The following is a 14,780-nucleotide window of genomic DNA, read 5'->3' as shown; positions in this document are numbered from 1 at the left end:
GTTCAGGAACCGGACGAACCAGCAGGCGGTGCAGGCGGGGTAGCGCCATCGGCCGGTGCCGGAGGGGTGGCACCGTCGGCCGGGGGAGCCGGAGGGGGCGGAGGGGTTGCACCGTCGGCCTGGGGAGCCGGAGGGGTGGCACCATCAGCCGGAGCCGGAGGGGTCGCGCCGTCAGCCGGGGCACATGTAGCGCCACTGGGACCGCCCGAGCCTGGTCCGCCCTTTCCTGGCCCTCCCGGACCTGGCCCACCCTCACCTGGGCCACCCTGTCCCGGTCCACCTATGGGCGGCGCAGGCGGGGTTACGCCATCACCCGGCGCAGGTGGAGTCGCGCCGTCAGCGGGTGTGGGAGCCGACGACCCGTCGGTGGAATCGGGAGCTGCCGGCGTACTGGACGCATCGGACCCTCCACCACCGTCGGTACGCTGCGGCAGCGACGAGGACGACGCGACGGTGGAGACCGCGGGCGACGTCTCGGGTCCAGTAGCTGCGAACACGGCCGACGCGACGAGGGCTCCGACGGCAAGCCCAGCTGCTGCCGTCGCCACCAGCGGTAGCCTTCCCTTCCTCCGCTTCGGTGCAGTCTGCTGTGGTGCCTCGGATTCGGCAATCGAACCGTCTCCTGCGTTCGACGCGGCCGGTATCGGCTGGGTCTGATCGTTCACATTCACTCCTTGTTCGGACCGGTGTCGTTGGATTCGTTCTCTCACCGACCCTGCCGCCGCAAGCTGAAGTGATCCTGAAGCCGCGCGTATCTTCAGGATCGCTTCAGCTTGCGGGTGACAATCGAGGCATGACACACAACTCCGCTCCCCGAGTGCTGGTGGTGGAGGACTCACTGCCCATCCGGGAAGCTCTGGTCGCGTCGTTCGAGGACGCCGGCTTCGTCGCTACCGCTGCAGCCGACGGTGACGCGTTCGAGACGACGATGGCAGGCTTCCGCCCGGATGTGGTGATCCTCGACGTGATGCTGCCCGGCGCTCGGGACGGGTTCGCCCTCATCGACGTCGCTCGCCAGAGGAGCGACGCGGGGATCATCATGGTCACTGCCAGAGACGAATTGGACGACCGGCTCCGCGGTCTCGGCGAAGGTGCCGACGACTACGTGGTCAAACCGTTTCAGCTCGACGAGGTGGTTGCGCGAGCGCGGTCGGTGCTGCGCCGACGCGGCCGATCGTCCGATGCGGTGCAGGTGGGCGATCTGCTGGTCGACGAACCGGCCGGAGTTGTCACCCGAGCCGGTCACGTCCTCGACCTGACGGCAACCGAACTGCGCCTGGCGACGTTCCTGGTCGCGCAGCGCGGACGCACCGTCTCCAAAACCTCCATCCTCGAGGCGGTCTGGGGCTACGGCGCGTACGACGGCAACCTGGTGGAGGTGCATATCAGTGCACTGCGTCGCAAGATGGACGCCCATGGCCCGCGAATGATCCACACCGTGCGCGGTCTCGGTTACGCCTTGCGAGCCCCACAACGAGCACCACAATGAGCCCCACAATGAGCACCTCAACGAACCACACATCTACCCCGTCGTTGCGCATGCGGGTGGTGGCCACCGTCGTCGCACTGTTCGCGGTGCTACTCATCATCGTCGGCGCCTCGGTGGATGTCGTTCTGGGGCAACAGCTCCGACGCGATCTCGATGCCCGATTGACCGACCGGGCAGACCGTGCGATCGAACTGGTGAACAGCGGCGTCGGTCCGGAGGACCTAACTCAGGCGCTGCAGGGCGACGCCATCCGAGTTCGCGTCACCACCGCCGACAGCGCGGTCTACGGTGCGCCCGGTGGCCGACCCCCCGCTCTGGACAACGTGCCCGAGCCCGCCACTCGGCCTCCCGGCCCATCGAACGCTCCCACTCCCCCGGGCCCTCCCGATCCTCCTGCACCACCGACGGATTCGCTGCTGATCACCGAGCCTCTGCCGGACGGCTCGACGCTGTCGCTACTCGGCGACACCACTGCCATCACCGATGTTCGACAGCAACTGCGCATTCTGATGGTCGTGGCAGGTGCCGTGACGCTCCTGCTTGCCGCGGCCGCTCTCACCGTCGCCGTGCGGCGCGCCCTGTCTCCGCTGGACTCGATGACGTCGGTGGCGCGACGAATCACCAATGGCGACAGGGGCAAGCGACTCCTACCCTCCAAACCGAAGTCCGACCTCGGCCGAACCGCCTCAGCTGTCGACGAGATGCTCGACGCCTTGGAGGACGCCGAGAGCAGAGAGGCCGCAGCCGCGCACACAGCGCGCCTGGCCGAGGAAGACATGCGCCGATTCCTGGCCGACGCGGCACACGAACTGCGCACCCCGGTAGCCGGGATATCGGCGCTGGCGCAGTCACTGGTGCGCGATGCCGAGCGGCGCCCGGACAGAGTTGCCAGGTGGAGCGAGCTCCTGATCGGCGAATCGTCCAGGGCGTCGCGTCTGGTGGCCGATATGCTGGATTCCGTTCGTGCAGAAAATGCTTCGGATCTGGAACTGACCGATGCGGATCTCGCGGACGTGACGCGAAGAACCGTCGAGCGGGCAGCTCTACTGTCCCCACACGTCCATTTCGAGGTCGACGCCCCGCAGTCGGTACCGGTGCGGGTGGACGTGGGCCGCATCGAGCAGATTCTCTCGAACGTCCTCGACAACGCCGGCCGCTTCACTCCTCCCGACGGCACAGTCCGAGTGGCTGTCAGCGTTGATGCTCAGGCCGTCGTCACCGTCGACGACGACGGTCCCGGTGTCGCGGAGGCCGACCGCGAGCGCATCTTCGAGCGGCTCGTTCGGCTGAACTCCGCACGCGACCGAGCCTCCGGCGGCGTCGGGCTGGGCCTCTCGATCGCACGCACACTCGCGCGGGCCCATGGCGGCGAACTCGTCTGCGAGGCAGGGCCTGTCGGCGCGAGATTGCGTCTGACACTTCCGCTGACCACCTGACGCGAAACTACTCGACGATGAGATCCATCAGCAGGCTGTCGTGCCAGCCGGTCGGACCCTTCTCGTATTTGCGCATGATCCCCACCGGCTCGAAACCGACTGCGCTGTAACAGGCTATCGCAGCAGCATTGTCGGCGGCCGGGTCGATCACGACCCGGTGATGACCCAGCTCGACGGTCAGGTACCGCACCAGTGTGCCCACGGCATCCTTGCCGACACCATGCCCGTGCACCGCCGGATCGAGGAAGATATCGATCGACGCATGCCGATACATCGGATCGACCTCTTCACCGTACTGGATCAATCCCACTGTTGCACTGTTGAATTCGACGACCAAACGGTTCTCGCTCGGGTCGTCGAACGGCCAGTTCTCATCGGCGTCCTCGTCGCCCCATCGCGCGTACACCTCGGGGGTACGCAGTATTCGACGGAGCTCCGGCACATCTTCGGTGGTGACGGGCCGCAACACGACCCGCTCACCGCGTAGATGCACCGTGATGCCTACTCGGCCCGCTTGGCGGCACGCGCCGCGAGGTCCTCGGCGTCCAGCTTGTCGGCTTCTTCGAGGGTCGGTGCGCTGCCACCCAGTCGCGCCGGAACCCAGTAGGCACCAGGCTCGTGGTGATAACTCTCCTGCAGTTCGAGCAGCATCTTCTGCATCACTGTGCGCAACTTCTCGGTCAGCTCGTTCGGCGGACCGACCGCCGGCACCGGCTCGCCTACCGCGATCGAGATCGGAGTGTTCGTGCGACCCAGGCGTTTCGGATAGCCCTTGGTCCATACGCGCTGCGCGCCCCAGATGACCGTCGGGATGATCGGCACACCGGCCTCGATAGCCATGCGCGCAGCACCGGACTTGAATTCCTTGATCTCGAAGCTGCGGCTGATAGTCGCCTCCGGATACACGCCCACGAGTTCGCCGTTGCGCAGGCTCTGGACGGCCGCCTTGTACGACTCGGCACCCGCCCCGCGATCGACGGGTATGTGCCGCAGCGCACGCATGATCGGGCCGGAGATCTTGTTGTCGAAGACTTCCTTCTTGGCCATGAAACGGATGTAGCGCTTCACGCTCCGCGCAGGCAGCCCGGCGTAGGTGAAGTCCATGTATCCGGTGTGGTTGACGGCGATGACCGCTCCACCGGTGGCAGGGATGTGTTCCTCGCCCTCGACCTCGAATTTCAGGCCCTCGAACGCGAAGATCGTACGGGCTATGCCGATGACTGATCGGTAGACGGGTTCCACAGTCCGTTAGCGTAGTCGGTGGACGAGGCCGGAGAAAAGGTCGGGAAAGAATGCAATGGGGGAGAGAAACACAGTGAAGAACAGAGCGGCACCAGCCCGGCGCACACGAGTCGTCCGAACCGCGCTGCCGCTGATCGCATCGCTCGCCCTCGTCGGCGCCTGCGATTCCGCCGTAGGAATTCCATCGGAGCAACCTGCCGCGACGAGCGAGGCCGCCCAGTCCAACGGCCCGGACTCCAACGCAGAGCAGTCCACCGCCCCGCAGTCCACCGCCCCGGAGTCCACCGTGGCCGTCGCGACCACCATCGCGCCCCCGCCGATCCCGCCCGGCCCGCCCGTCGGCGAGGTCCCCGGAAACCCCGGCGCTGCCATTGCGCTGCGACCGTTCGTCAATGACCTGGCCGGCGGCGGCATCGGTGTCGTCACCGCGCGATGCTGGACGGTTCCGCCCACCAAGATTCCCGCGATGTACGTCGACACCAACGCAATCCTCGCTGCGGTGGCCACCCCCGGCGTCGACGGCCAATTTGCCGTGACGTGGACCGGACCCACTGCGACGGTCAGCGTCGAACGTTCTGACATCGCATCCGGTTACGCGTGCCCAACCGTGTATCCCACCGGCACCGCGCCGGTGTTCGACGCGACAGATGCGGCCTACACCGTCGACCGCTATCTGGGACGTCTCGCCGGGACTCCGGTCAACCGCGCCGATGTCGAGGAGAATTACCCGATCGTCTGCGACAGCAACCGGCTGTGGGATCCCGCCGGAACCGGGTTGCCCACCGCGCCGCCCCTGGTCGAGAATCCCGACATCCTGCCCGCCATCACCTCGTTCAATTCCGACAGCGTTTTCGTCACCGCGCAGAACGGCATCTACACCCAGGTCAACGCAGACATCATCGACGCATCCGGCACCTATCAGAACCGAACCTTCGTGCTGACGATCGGCGGCGAGGGGTACTGCATCGGCGATATCGCCTGAGTAGCCGGCCGGCGAACTAGCGCAGTACGTCCGTTCCGACGAAAGGCACGAGGGCCGCAGGAACCCGGACGGTGCCGTCGGCCTGCTGGTGGTTTTCGAGGATCGCGACGATCCAGCGGGTGGTGGCGAGGGTGCCGTTGAGCGTCGCCGCGGTCTGCGGTTTGCCGTTCTCGTCGCGGTAGCGCACGCCCAGGCGTCGGGCCTGGAAGGTCGTGCAGTTCGAGGTCGAGGTCAGCTCCCGGTAGGCCTTCTGGGTGGGCACCCAGGCCTCGCAGTCGAATTTGCGAGCAGCCGAGGAGCCGAGGTCGCCGCCTGCTGTGTCGATGACGCGGTACGGCACCTCGACGGCAGCGAGCATTTCCTTCTCGAACTCCAGCAGCTTCTGGTGCTCGGCCGCCGCGTCTTCCGGTTTGATGTACGAGAACATCTCGATCTTGTCGAACTGATGGACGCGGATGATGCCGCGCGTGTCCTTGCCGTAGCTGCCTGCTTCACGGCGGAAGCACGACGACCAGCCGGCGTAGCGCTTCGGGCCGTCGGCGAGGTCGATGATCTCACCCGAGTGGTACCCCGCGAGCGCCACTTCCGAGGTTCCGACGAGGTAGAGGTCGTCGGCTTCGAGTCGGTAGATCTCGTCTGCGTGTGCGCCGAGGAAGCCGGTTCCCGACATGATTTCCGGCCGCACCAGTACCGGCGGGATCATCATGGTGAAGCCGTTCTTGACGGCCTTCTGCGCCGCGAGCTGCAGCAGGCCCTGCTGAAGGAGCGCGCCGTAGCCGGTCATGAAGTAGAACCGCGAGCCGGACACCTTCGCTCCGCGCTCCATGTCGATCAGGTTCAGCGCTTCACCGAGTTCCAGGTGATCCTTGGGCTCGAAATCGAACTCCGGGAGATCGCCGACGGTCTCGAGCAGCACGAAGTCGTCCTCGCCGCCTGCAGGCGTGCCGTCCTGGACGATGTTGGAGATCGCGCGGTGAGCGGTATCGAGAGCCGCATCGGCCTCGGCTTCGGTGGCCTGGGCGGCCTTGACCTTGGCGGCGAGCTCCGATGCCCCGGCGAGGAGAGCGGGACGATCCTCGGCTGAGGCCTTACCGACCTGCTTTCCCAGTGCCTTCTGCTCGGCGCGCAACTGATCTCCCGCCAGCACCGCTGCCCGGCGGGACGCGTCCGCGTCGAGAAGTGCGTCGACGAGAGCGGGGTCCTCGCCTCGGGTGCGCTGCGAGGCGCGCACGGCATCGGGATTTTCGCGAAGGAATTTCAGGTCGATCACGAGAACGAACCTTACTTGCCGAGCAACCCCAGGTAGTCCTCGCGTCCGAACAGCGTGGCGGCATCGATCGCCGACGGGCGGCCGCCGAATGGGTCGACTCGGTCACATCGGCACTGCGTTCGAGCAGCGCGCGCGTGCGGTACCACCGGAACGCCCGCTTCGACGTGACTGGCCCGACCTGCAACGTCGTCGGTACGCGCCATCACGAACGGCCTACGGCGAGCTCGCCGAGGTCACCGTCGCCGGTCGGGTCGCTCATGACGACCGAACGTATTCGGGCATGATGGGGGGCGATGTCCGGATACGAACCAGCTCCCCCGACGAGCGAGAGAACTCGTCGAACGCTGTCCGCAAACACCGCTCGACGTGGGCTTGCCATGGTCGCGGTGGGTGCGGTGCTCGCTGCCGGGGCGACGGTTGTCTTCTCCGATGGGTTCTCGACGCCCGAGAAGATCGTCACGCATTCGGCGGCCGCCGGGCCCGTGACCGACGGACCTGTGACGGCATCCTCTTTCGGTGCCGCCGATCCAGGTGTGTGCCTGCAGTGGACGCCCACCGACGATCCGGAGACGGACCGACAGGATCTCGCAGAAGTACCCTGCGCCGATCCCCATCGCTTCGAGGTCGCCCGCGACATAGACATGAGCGTCTACCCCGGCGTCGAGTTCGGTCCGGGTTCGCCGTACCCCGGGTCCATTCGCTTCGGTGAATTGCGCGACGAACACTGCATGGCCGCCGTCGACGATTACGTCGGTGCCAAATTCGATCCCAGCGGTCGCTTCGGCGTCGGGCTGATGTTCCCCAGCCAGGCCGGGTGGGCCAAGGGCGAACGGACCTTGCGCTGTGGGGTGCAGATGCCGTCGAACACCGGTGCCTTGCTGGAGGTGACCGGCTCCATTCTCGATCAGGACCAGTCCAAGGTCTGGCCGACGGGCACGTGCATCGGCATCAATCAGAACGTGCCCGCAGATCCGGTGGACTGCTCGGCTCCACACGCGTACGAAGTGGCGTCGGTGATCAACCTGACTCAGCAGTTCCCCGGCGACAACCCGTCCGAGGGCGATCAGGACAAGTATCTGGAAGGCACGTGCACCGATGCCGTCAACAGCTACCTCGGCTACGACACCGCACTGCGCGACAAGACCCTCACGCTGTTCTGGGACACCATCGACGTCTCCAGTTGGCTTGCCGGTAGCCGCCGGGTGACGTGCTCGGTGGGCAAGGAACTCGAATCGGGCGGCTTCGCGACCATCGTCGGCACCGCCAAGGGCGACATCCTCATCAACGGCACAGCGCCCGTCCCACCCCCCGCCGCTCCCGACGGCCGCGCGCTCCCGACCCCGCTTCCAGGCGCTGCTCCGATCACTGCCGGAGGCTGACATCCCCACCCACATGAGCCGCGTCGACTTCGAGGAAGCAGTGTCCGACGCGCTCGACACCCTCCCGCGTGAGCTCACCGACTTCATGAACAACGTGGTCGTTCTCGTCGAAGAAGAACACCCCACCGAGGACATTCTCGGCTTGTACGAGGGCATCGCGCTGACCGACCGCTTCGAGTACAGCGGCCACCTCCCCGACGTCATCACCATCTACCGCAAGCCGATCCTCGAGATGGTCGACGACGAGACCGAGGCTCGGCGCGAAATCGCCATCACGGTGGCCCACGAAATCGGACATCACTTCGGCATCGACGACGAGCGACTGCATCGACTCGGATTCGGCTGAGCCGACACACCCGCTTCGGTCCTGACCCACCGATCGACCCCAGCGCGCCCCCCACCCAAGCGCGTCAATGGCACTTTGAATACGTCTCACCGGTGCACTGGTCCATTCGCCCGGAGGCAGGTCACGCTCGAGCCGGGCCAACCCGCACTCGGTTCTCACCACTGCCTGTGGATGGCCGGTTCGGTGGCCGAGAAGTCGGTCGGAATTTTTCTCGGGTCGATGGAACCAAACCGAGCACGGTGGCGTCCTATCTACCGACAGTGGAAGTTCTTCGATCAAGGAGCGTGGCTCATGACCGTCATCAAGGTGGATCCGGTGGCACTTCAGCTCGCTGCTTCGGAACTCGATGCGGTCGCCGCTCGGCTACAGGCCGCCGTCACCGCGACGGCTGTCCCGGTGCGGCCTCTGCCGCCGGGCACCGACGAGGTGTCGCTGCTCACCGAACGATTCTTCGGTACCGCGGCCGACACCTTCGGACCCGCAGCAGCGCAGGGCATCTCGGAGCTGCACCGGGCGGCCGAGGAACTGCGCAAGCAGGCCGCGGACTACGTGGCCACCGACGACGACACGGCCGGTGGCCTGCCGGGACTACCCGGTATCTGACGCAGGCACCGATCGCGACCACGCATATCTCGACCACACAGATCTCGACCGCACAGATCTCGACCGCACCACGACAATGACGCAGGGTTCGAACATCATGGGGGCTAGAGGATGACGCTCGGAGTGACAGGTGTGGTGTGGCTGCCACGCACGGCGACCGGAAATTCGATGCGATTGCTCGGGCCGGGTCCGGTGCCGTTACATGTCGCAGGCGGTGCGTGGGGTTCGGTGGCGGCGGCGTTCACCGAGGCGTCGGCGAGCATCGCCGCCGTGACGGCAGCATTGACCGCAGGCTGGGAGGGCGATTCGGCGCTGCTCGCTCAGGCGGCGCTCGCCCGTTTCGCAACCTGGACCGGCACGACGGCACTCAAAGCTGCGGCGTTGTCGGTCGAGGCCCCGGCCGCCGGTACCTCCTACGGCGTCGCGCTGGCGACCATGCCCTCGCTTGTGGAAATAGGCGCCGTACAGGCCGCCAAGGTCACCGCTGCTTCGACGGGCGGTGCGCTGAACGGCAGCTACGAGGCAGCCGAGGTGGCCGACCGCTTGCTCGACATCCGTGCGGCCCTGGTCATGGAGGGGTTCGAGCTGGTCTCCTCGCACCGCATCGTCAAGACCACCTTCGATCACCCGCCCGGCATCGTGTCCGATTCCGGTAGCGGCCTGGGCAAATTCGCCAACGGCGCGCTGATGACCTCGCCCGTTCAGGCTGCGGTCGGCAGTGCGATGGCGGCCATGCAGAATCCCGGTGTGGCCGCGGCAGCGGGCCAGATCGGTAGCGCTGCCACCTCCATCGCCGGAACAGGTGTGTCCACGGTGGCCACCGCCGCATCGAACATCGCGTCGAACGCACTGTCCGGCGGATCGGGGGCCACCGGTGGACACGGATTCGCGCCGGGAGGTTCGGCGTCTCCTGCGGTCGGCCCGGCGTCCACGCGTCCGGTGTCGTTCGGAGCGGGTGGCGGCGGAAACGGCGGCGTCGGCGGCGGCGTCGGAATCCCCGGCTCTGCGTTGGGTCCGGCCGGTGGTGGGTCGACGCCGGTAGCTGCAGGCCAGAATGGTCCCGCCGCTGGATTCGGCGCACCCACCGCAGCCGACGGGAGCCTCGCTCAGCGTGGAACCGGCGGGGCGGGCGCTCCGGCCTCGGGCGCACGTGGGCAGGCCGAGGACGACGAGCACGAGACTCCTGACTACCTCAAGCAGTTCGAGCACTTCGCGGACGGCCGCACCGTTGCGCCGTCCGTCATCGGCGCGGATCCGACTCTGCCCGTATCCGACACCAGCGGGAACGGCCGTTGATCGACTTGGGAACCGTGCCGGTGGGCCACACATTGCCGAACGCCAGGCTCGGAGTCGACGAGATGGACTTCCTGGTCGACGAACTGTCGATCGCCGAGCTGCCCGTTGTCCTCGATGTGTTTCCGCGCTTCGACGACGCAGTTGCCCGAGACCGCGCACTGGGGCGTGGCCGCAGCGCACTCGACACCGTGGGACTACTGACCGGTGGCCGCGTTCACGAGGATCTTCAGCACTGGCTGCGGGTCCTCGAACAACCGCACTGGTACATCTCGGCTCGCGTGTTCGAGGTCGAGGAGCCCGCTCCTACTACCCGAATCTGCGTTGCGTCCGACGACCGGATCACGGTCTCGGCTGTGCGCAGAGACGACGTGCTCACCATCGGTGTGATCCAGGGCGACCCGGCCCGAGACCTCGCTGCATCGATCGGCTCGGCCACACCGTTCGACCCGGGCAACATCAACGCGCCGACCGACCTGCTGGCAGAGGCCCTCGACGCGGCCCCGAGCGATGTCGGCGCAACCGCGTCCCGGCTGCGCCGAATCGGAATAGCGGACGACCGCGCCGCGGCACTCGCGTCGGCGATGGCCACGAGCGCCGGCAGAACCGAGATCACGGCCGTCGCAAGCAGACACGGCACCCGGCATGTGGCGGGCCGGCCCGTGGCCCTGTTCGACACCCGAGCCGGACGCATCGTCGCCACCTCGGCCCTCGCCGCAGACGGCACGTCCTGGACCTCGCTGACCGGCGCAACGAACAGCAAAGTCACTGCGGCCCTGACCGAGCTGATCGCGGCGGCCCGAGAGCACCGGCTCTAGCGGTCGGACCGGGCTGGCTGATCGGGAACCGGACTAGCTGATCGGATTGTCCGCTTTGTGGCTGCCTTTGCCCTCGAACGGCGGCAGGAGCGTGCCCCACTTGGCGCAGGCCCACCCGCCGCCCGGCAGCGGCACCAGCTCGATGGTGTGGGTGTTGTCGAGGTGGTTGTCCGCAGCGAAGGAGCCGTCGACCCCGGCCAGTACTGCCGCGACCAACCTGATGGCGGCACCGTGGCTCACGACGACGACATCTCCGGCCGTCTCGTCGCCCAGATACTGCATGCGGAGAGCGTCGAGCACCGGCACATAGCGTTCCAGCACAGAGTGCCCGCTGTCTCCGCCGGACACGGCCGCCGCCAGATCACCGGTGTGCCAGCGATGGAAGATCTCGGTGAACTCGCGGTGCGCGTCAGGGTCGTCTCGGTCTTCCAGGTCTCCGGCAAAGGTCTCGTGAATTCCGTCGGACACCACGAGCGGAACCCCGGTCGCGCGCTCGATGTAGCCGGCTGTTTGCTTGGCGCGCAACGCACGCGACGAGACCAACACAGCAGGCGGGTGCCCGACCCACGTCTGCGCATACTTCTCGGCTTGCTGGTGCCCCAGCTCGGTCAACTCCGCTCCGGGCGGCGCGGTGTCCAATACCTTGGCAACGTTCGCGGTCGTCTGGCCGTGCCGCACGAGGATCAGCTTGCCCATCACAGATCACAGCGTCCGGCGCGGATGTCACTGAGCCACTGCACATGTTCGTCGATCGGCGGTGGCACCGATCCGCCCACTCCTGTTGCCATGGGCCACGATCCGAGGAAGCGGAGTGGCATCTTGCGGTGAAATGCCGTCAGCGCCTCGGCAACCAGCGGATCCTCGATATGGCCCGAGCAATCGATGAAGAATCTGTACGTACCGAATTGCGAACGGGTAGGACGTGATTCGATGAACGTCAGGTCGATATTGCGAATTCCGAACTCGGCCAACGCCGCAGGCAGCGTGCCGGGATCGTTCGGCGGCTCGAGTACTACCGAGGTGCGGTCTGCACCGGTGCGAGGCGCAACCGGCCGTGGCGGTGTCACCAGTACGAAGCGGGTTCGCGCGCCCTCGAAGTCGATGATGCCCTCGGCCAGCGACTGCAGCCCCAGACGCTCACCGGCGAGCCGCGTCGACACAGCAGAGTCGACGGTTCCGGCGGCAACATCTTCTGCCGCACCCGCATTCGACGATGCCGACTGGACCACCGCATCGGGCATGGCGGCCTGCAGCCACTGCCTCACCTGATTGAGAGCGATCGGGTAGGCGCTGATCGTGCGGGCCGAGGCGAGCGTGACACCGGGGCCACCGAGAACGGTGAAGGCCACCTCGATCTCGGTCTCGGCAACGATTTGCAAGCGGCGACCCTCGGACAACGCGTCGAGGGTGGGGGGAACTGCGCCTTCTATCGAGCTTTCGATGGGAACCACGGCGGCGTCGACGGTGCCCGAGCGCACGGCCTCGAGTGCCGCGGGCGGGCTCGACGCCGACACCCTCTCGACCGCACCTTCCAGGCCGACGGCATCGATGGTTCCTTGCTTTTCGAACTGCGCCAGCGCCATCTCCGTGAACGTTCCCGATGGACCGAAATAAGCGATACGAGGCACGCCTTGAAGGCTACGTTGCCGCGCTCCGGTCGGCGATCAACCCGACCTCGACGAGCCGCGCACGGGCGCGGGCGGCGTCCGCGATCTCGATTCCGAGCAACACTTCCCGCACCGCCTCCGCGGCCTCGGGAATCAGAGCCCGCAGCGCGGCGACGTTCGGGGCGGCCAGGGCACCGGCGATGTCGTCCCCCCGCAACGATGCCACCGTTGCGGCGAGGATCGCCAGCACCTGGTCGCCGGTGTCGGCGCGGGCCACCAGGCCCACATCGGCGTGCGAGACCACCGCGAGCACGTCGGCGATGCGGCGCGGAGTGTCCACGGCGCTGATGCCCGGGGTCCGGTGCGCGAAGACGACCGCCTCCGCCGTCTCGGCCACGTCGATCGCGTCGAACACCGGAAAGACGACCAGAGGGGAGGGCAACCGGAGCGCGAGCGCGTCGGCGAGATGCTCGGCCGGAGCATCGACGTCGAACCGAACGGCCTCGTAATTGCCGGTCCGACCCGAGCGAAGCTCGTCGGGATCGACGTCGAGGTGCACCACGATGCGTCCGAGATCGTCCGATCCCGGCATGGCGAGCAGCGTCGAGGCCCGAACGACCGGCGGGCCGTACTCGTCCCCGCGTGGGGCCGTCTGCAGAGCCTGGGCATCGGAACATCGCGGCAGCAGCAGCTCGTGGACGAGCGCGTTCGGATCGGGTCGGTGCGGCACACCGAGGGTCAGCGGAATCGGCACATGCTCACGTTAGTCCCGGCGCGCTCTTGCGATCCTCGCCCCACCGCGCTAACTTAGGTTTGCCTCACCTACTCGACCCACTATCGGGCCCGAACGCATCGGAGGAGCCCATGCTCGGCGCAACCACCACCACCGGACCCTCCACCGCCGAACGCGTGCGGAGTGCCTGCATGCGCGCCGACGGTGCCAACCTGGCCATCGACGGCAGCGATCCGGTGATCACATCGCTGCACCACCTGCGACCCAACGGCGAGATGATTCTGGCCGTCCCGACCGAGTCGCTCGACGCCGCCGATACCTGGCAGTCCTCCCGCGCCGGAATTCCTGCCGTTCTCGAACTCACCGATCACGCTCCGCTCGCCCTGCGTGAAACCGTCCGTTCGCTGGTGTGGCTTCGCGGCGAACTGCGTCCCGTACCGGCGTCGCTCATGCGTCCCATGGCCGGAGCCGTGGCCGCCGAACACCCGCATCCGGCGCTGCTGGACGTAGGGCACACCACGTCGCTGATGCGGCTGATCGTCGGCTCCGCTGTGGTCGCAGACAGCACCGGCGCGGAGCCGGTCGACATCGACTCGCTGCTGGCCGCCGACCCCGACCCGTTCTGGGAGATGGAGACCACCTGGCTCGAGCATCTGGACGCAGACCATCCCGATCTGCTCGCCCAACTGTCCCGGCGGCTCCCGCCGTCGCTGCGGCAGGGACGGGTGCGCCCACTGGGCATCGATCGCTACGGCATCAGGTTGCGCATCGAAGGCGAGCACGCAGACAACGACGTCAGGCTGGGATTCGCCGAGCCCGTCGACGACGTGGTCTCCCTCAGCCGCGCGCTGCGGGTGCTTGCCGGCTGCCCGTTCCTCAACGGCCTACGCGCCCGCGGCTGACACCTCAGCACGAGAAACAGGGCAGACTCGTGCGGTGATCGACTTCAAGAACTGGTTGACGCCACCGCCGCCGGAGCACACCGCTCCCCTGCCCGACGCCCGCGAACGCACGACCATCAAGGTCGAAATCGCGATCGTGCTGCTGGCAACGTTCGGCCTCAGCGGCCTGAGCAGCATCCTCTCGCTCGTCGAGGACGCCCTGCAGACCGCTGCCCTGTCCGATCAGACCGTCGCACTGAACTCGTCGCGGTCCAGCTTCAGCCTGGTCGATCTGCTGTTCCAACTGCTGAGCATCCTGCGATTGTGCGCGTGGGGCGCGCTGGGCTTGTACCTGCTGTGGCGAGCCGATCTGGCCCCGCGCGCTGTCGGACTGGCCAGGCCGCGCCTGAAGATCGACCTCGGTCACGGCGTCGGCCTGGCGGCGCTGCTCGGCTTGCCCGGCCTCGCGCTGTACCTCGTCGGCAACGCACTCGGGTTCAATTTGAACGTCGTTCCCAGCGCCCTCGACGACCACTGGTGGCGCGTCCCGGCACTGATTCTGTACGCCCTGGCCAACTCCGGTGCCGAGGAGATCATCGTCGTGGCGTACCTGATCTCTCGGCTCCGCAGACTCGGACTGAGCGAGAACAGGTCGCTGGTGTGTTCCGCGCTCCTGCGCGGCAGCTACCACCTCTATCAGG

Annotated in this window: 18 protein-coding genes; 10 read left to right on the top strand and 8 right to left on the bottom strand. The window is 67.1% G+C overall.

The features are described 5' to 3' along the window. Positions 1 to 2 precede the first annotated feature (2 nt). Positions 3 to 665, bottom strand: coding sequence for a hypothetical protein (locus RHODMAR_RS28145; protein WP_157225993.1), 663 nt, complete (start codon positions 663 to 665; stop codon positions 3 to 5). A 128-nt stretch (positions 666 to 793) separates the two neighbouring features. On the opposite strand from RHODMAR_RS28145, the gene RHODMAR_RS05255 reads away from it, so the two are divergent. Together RHODMAR_RS05255 and RHODMAR_RS05250 are read left to right on the top strand one after the other, a co-directional pair. Continuing rightward, the gene (locus RHODMAR_RS05255; protein ID WP_051047807.1) at positions 794 to 1,489 is read left to right on the top strand and encodes a response regulator transcription factor; all 696 of its coding nucleotides are present in this window, start codon (positions 794 to 796) and stop codon (positions 1,487 to 1,489) included. Positions 1,490 to 1,497: 8 nt separating this feature from the next. Further along, complete coding sequence (locus RHODMAR_RS05250; RefSeq protein ID WP_051047805.1) at positions 1,498 to 2,925, top strand: sensor histidine kinase; 1,428 nt, start codon at positions 1,498 to 1,500, stop codon at positions 2,923 to 2,925. A gap of 7 nt (positions 2,926 to 2,932) precedes the next feature. Here the strand turns inward: RHODMAR_RS05250 and RHODMAR_RS05245 are convergent, their stop codons facing one another. Continuing rightward, positions 2,933 to 3,418 (bottom strand): GNAT family N-acetyltransferase, encoded by a 486-nt coding sequence (locus tag RHODMAR_RS05245; protein ID WP_008712055.1) that lies wholly within the window; start codon positions 3,416 to 3,418, stop codon positions 2,933 to 2,935. A gap of 8 nt (positions 3,419 to 3,426) precedes the next feature. Then, positions 3,427 to 4,167 carry a lysophospholipid acyltransferase family protein gene (locus RHODMAR_RS05240; protein ID WP_008712052.1) on the bottom strand — a complete coding sequence of 247 codons (741 nt, stop codon included), beginning with the start codon at positions 4,165 to 4,167 and terminating at the stop codon, positions 3,427 to 3,429. A gap of 73 nt (positions 4,168 to 4,240) precedes the next feature. Between RHODMAR_RS05240 and RHODMAR_RS05235 the strand changes: the two genes are divergently transcribed. Further along, positions 4,241 to 5,149, top strand: a complete 909-nt coding sequence (locus RHODMAR_RS05235; protein ID WP_051047802.1) for a hypothetical protein — start codon at positions 4,241 to 4,243, stop codon at positions 5,147 to 5,149. A 16-nt stretch (positions 5,150 to 5,165) separates the two neighbouring features. Here RHODMAR_RS05235 and serS read toward each other — a convergent pair whose 3' ends face one another. Both serS and RHODMAR_RS28935 read right to left on the bottom strand, forming a co-directional pair. After that, positions 5,166 to 6,419: a serine--tRNA ligase gene (gene serS / locus RHODMAR_RS05230; protein ID WP_008712050.1), complete on the bottom strand. Its 1,254-nt coding sequence runs from the start codon at positions 6,417 to 6,419 to the stop codon at positions 5,166 to 5,168. An 11-nt stretch (positions 6,420 to 6,430) separates the two neighbouring features. Beyond that, the gene (locus tag RHODMAR_RS28935) at positions 6,431 to 6,622 is read right to left on the bottom strand and encodes a hypothetical protein (RefSeq protein ID WP_008712048.1); all 192 of its coding nucleotides are present in this window, start codon (positions 6,620 to 6,622) and stop codon (positions 6,431 to 6,433) included. A gap of 90 nt (positions 6,623 to 6,712) precedes the next feature. On the opposite strand from RHODMAR_RS28935, the gene RHODMAR_RS05220 reads away from it, so the two are divergent. The 5 genes from RHODMAR_RS05220 to RHODMAR_RS05200 all read left to right on the top strand — a co-directional run bounded on the left by RHODMAR_RS05220 (position 6,713) and on the right by RHODMAR_RS05200 (position 10,858). Beyond that, entirely contained in the window at positions 6,713 to 7,798 is a 1,086-nt protein-coding gene (locus RHODMAR_RS05220; protein WP_042938085.1) for a septum formation family protein, read from the top strand. Positions 7,799 to 7,811: 13 nt separating this feature from the next. After that, positions 7,812 to 8,144 carry a metallopeptidase family protein gene (locus RHODMAR_RS05215; RefSeq protein ID WP_008712043.1) on the top strand — a complete coding sequence of 111 codons (333 nt, stop codon included), beginning with the start codon at positions 7,812 to 7,814 and terminating at the stop codon, positions 8,142 to 8,144. A 291-nt stretch (positions 8,145 to 8,435) separates the two neighbouring features. Then, positions 8,436 to 8,747, top strand: coding sequence for a PE family protein (locus tag RHODMAR_RS05210; protein WP_008712041.1), 312 nt, complete (start codon positions 8,436 to 8,438; stop codon positions 8,745 to 8,747). Between the two features lie 123 nt (positions 8,748 to 8,870). Continuing rightward, entirely contained in the window at positions 8,871 to 10,043 is a 1,173-nt protein-coding gene (locus RHODMAR_RS05205) for a PPE domain-containing protein (RefSeq protein ID WP_232433585.1), read from the top strand. Beyond that, entirely contained in the window at positions 10,040 to 10,858 is an 819-nt protein-coding gene (locus tag RHODMAR_RS05200) for an ESX secretion-associated protein EspG (protein WP_008712036.1), read from the top strand. The genes RHODMAR_RS05205 and RHODMAR_RS05200 overlap by 4 nt, the downstream gene beginning before the upstream one ends. Positions 10,859 to 10,891: 33 nt before the next feature. On the opposite strand, the gene RHODMAR_RS05195 is transcribed toward RHODMAR_RS05200, so the two are convergent. The 3 genes from RHODMAR_RS05195 to RHODMAR_RS05185 are packed head-to-tail and all read right to left on the bottom strand — an operon-like array spanning position 10,892 to position 13,219. Next, complete coding sequence (locus tag RHODMAR_RS05195; protein ID WP_042938083.1) at positions 10,892 to 11,557, bottom strand: histidine phosphatase family protein; 666 nt, start codon at positions 11,555 to 11,557, stop codon at positions 10,892 to 10,894. Beyond that, positions 11,554 to 12,486, bottom strand: coding sequence for a prephenate dehydratase (gene pheA, locus RHODMAR_RS05190; RefSeq protein WP_008712032.1), 933 nt, complete (start codon positions 12,484 to 12,486; stop codon positions 11,554 to 11,556). Before pheA ends, RHODMAR_RS05195 begins: the two co-directional genes overlap by 4 nt. Positions 12,487 to 12,496: 10 nt before the next feature. Beyond that, entirely contained in the window at positions 12,497 to 13,219 is a 723-nt protein-coding gene (locus RHODMAR_RS05185) for a hypothetical protein (RefSeq protein WP_008712030.1), read from the bottom strand. A gap of 110 nt (positions 13,220 to 13,329) precedes the next feature. On the opposite strand from RHODMAR_RS05185, the gene RHODMAR_RS05180 reads away from it, so the two are divergent. Both RHODMAR_RS05180 and RHODMAR_RS05175 read left to right on the top strand, forming a co-directional pair. Then, positions 13,330 to 14,100, top strand: a complete 771-nt coding sequence (locus tag RHODMAR_RS05180) for a DUF2470 domain-containing protein (protein WP_008712028.1) — start codon at positions 13,330 to 13,332, stop codon at positions 14,098 to 14,100. A gap of 34 nt (positions 14,101 to 14,134) precedes the next feature. Beyond that, positions 14,135 to 14,780, top strand: a 646-nt coding sequence (locus tag RHODMAR_RS05175) for a CPBP family glutamic-type intramembrane protease (protein ID WP_008712026.1), incomplete at its 3' end; no start/stop codon positions are given.

This window comes from Rhodococcus sp. AW25M09 (assembly GCF_000333955.1).
GTDB lineage: Bacteria > Actinomycetota > Actinomycetes > Mycobacteriales > Mycobacteriaceae > Rhodococcoides.
This window is presented reverse-complemented; position numbering and strand designations above follow the sequence as displayed.

Excerpts from the sequence above, each read along its gene's own strand:
- RHODMAR_RS05255 (WP_051047807.1), top strand. The coding sequence starts at position 794 with ATGACACACAACTCCGCTCCCCGAGTGCTGGTGGTGGAGGACTCACTG.
- RHODMAR_RS28935 (WP_008712048.1), bottom strand. The coding sequence starts at position 6,622 with ATGGCGCGTACCGACGACGTTGCAGGTCGGGCCAGTCACGTCGAAGCG.
- RHODMAR_RS05180 (WP_008712028.1), top strand. The coding sequence starts at position 13,330 with ATGCTCGGCGCAACCACCACCACCGGACCCTCCACCGCCGAACGCGTG.
- RHODMAR_RS05220 (WP_042938085.1), top strand. The coding sequence starts at position 6,713 with ATGTCCGGATACGAACCAGCTCCCCCGACGAGCGAGAGAACTCGTCGA.
- RHODMAR_RS05210 (WP_008712041.1), top strand. The coding sequence starts at position 8,436 with ATGACCGTCATCAAGGTGGATCCGGTGGCACTTCAGCTCGCTGCTTCG.
- RHODMAR_RS05250 (WP_051047805.1), top strand. The coding sequence starts at position 1,498 with ATGAGCACCTCAACGAACCACACATCTACCCCGTCGTTGCGCATGCGG.
- RHODMAR_RS05215 (WP_008712043.1), top strand. The coding sequence starts at position 7,812 with ATGAGCCGCGTCGACTTCGAGGAAGCAGTGTCCGACGCGCTCGACACC.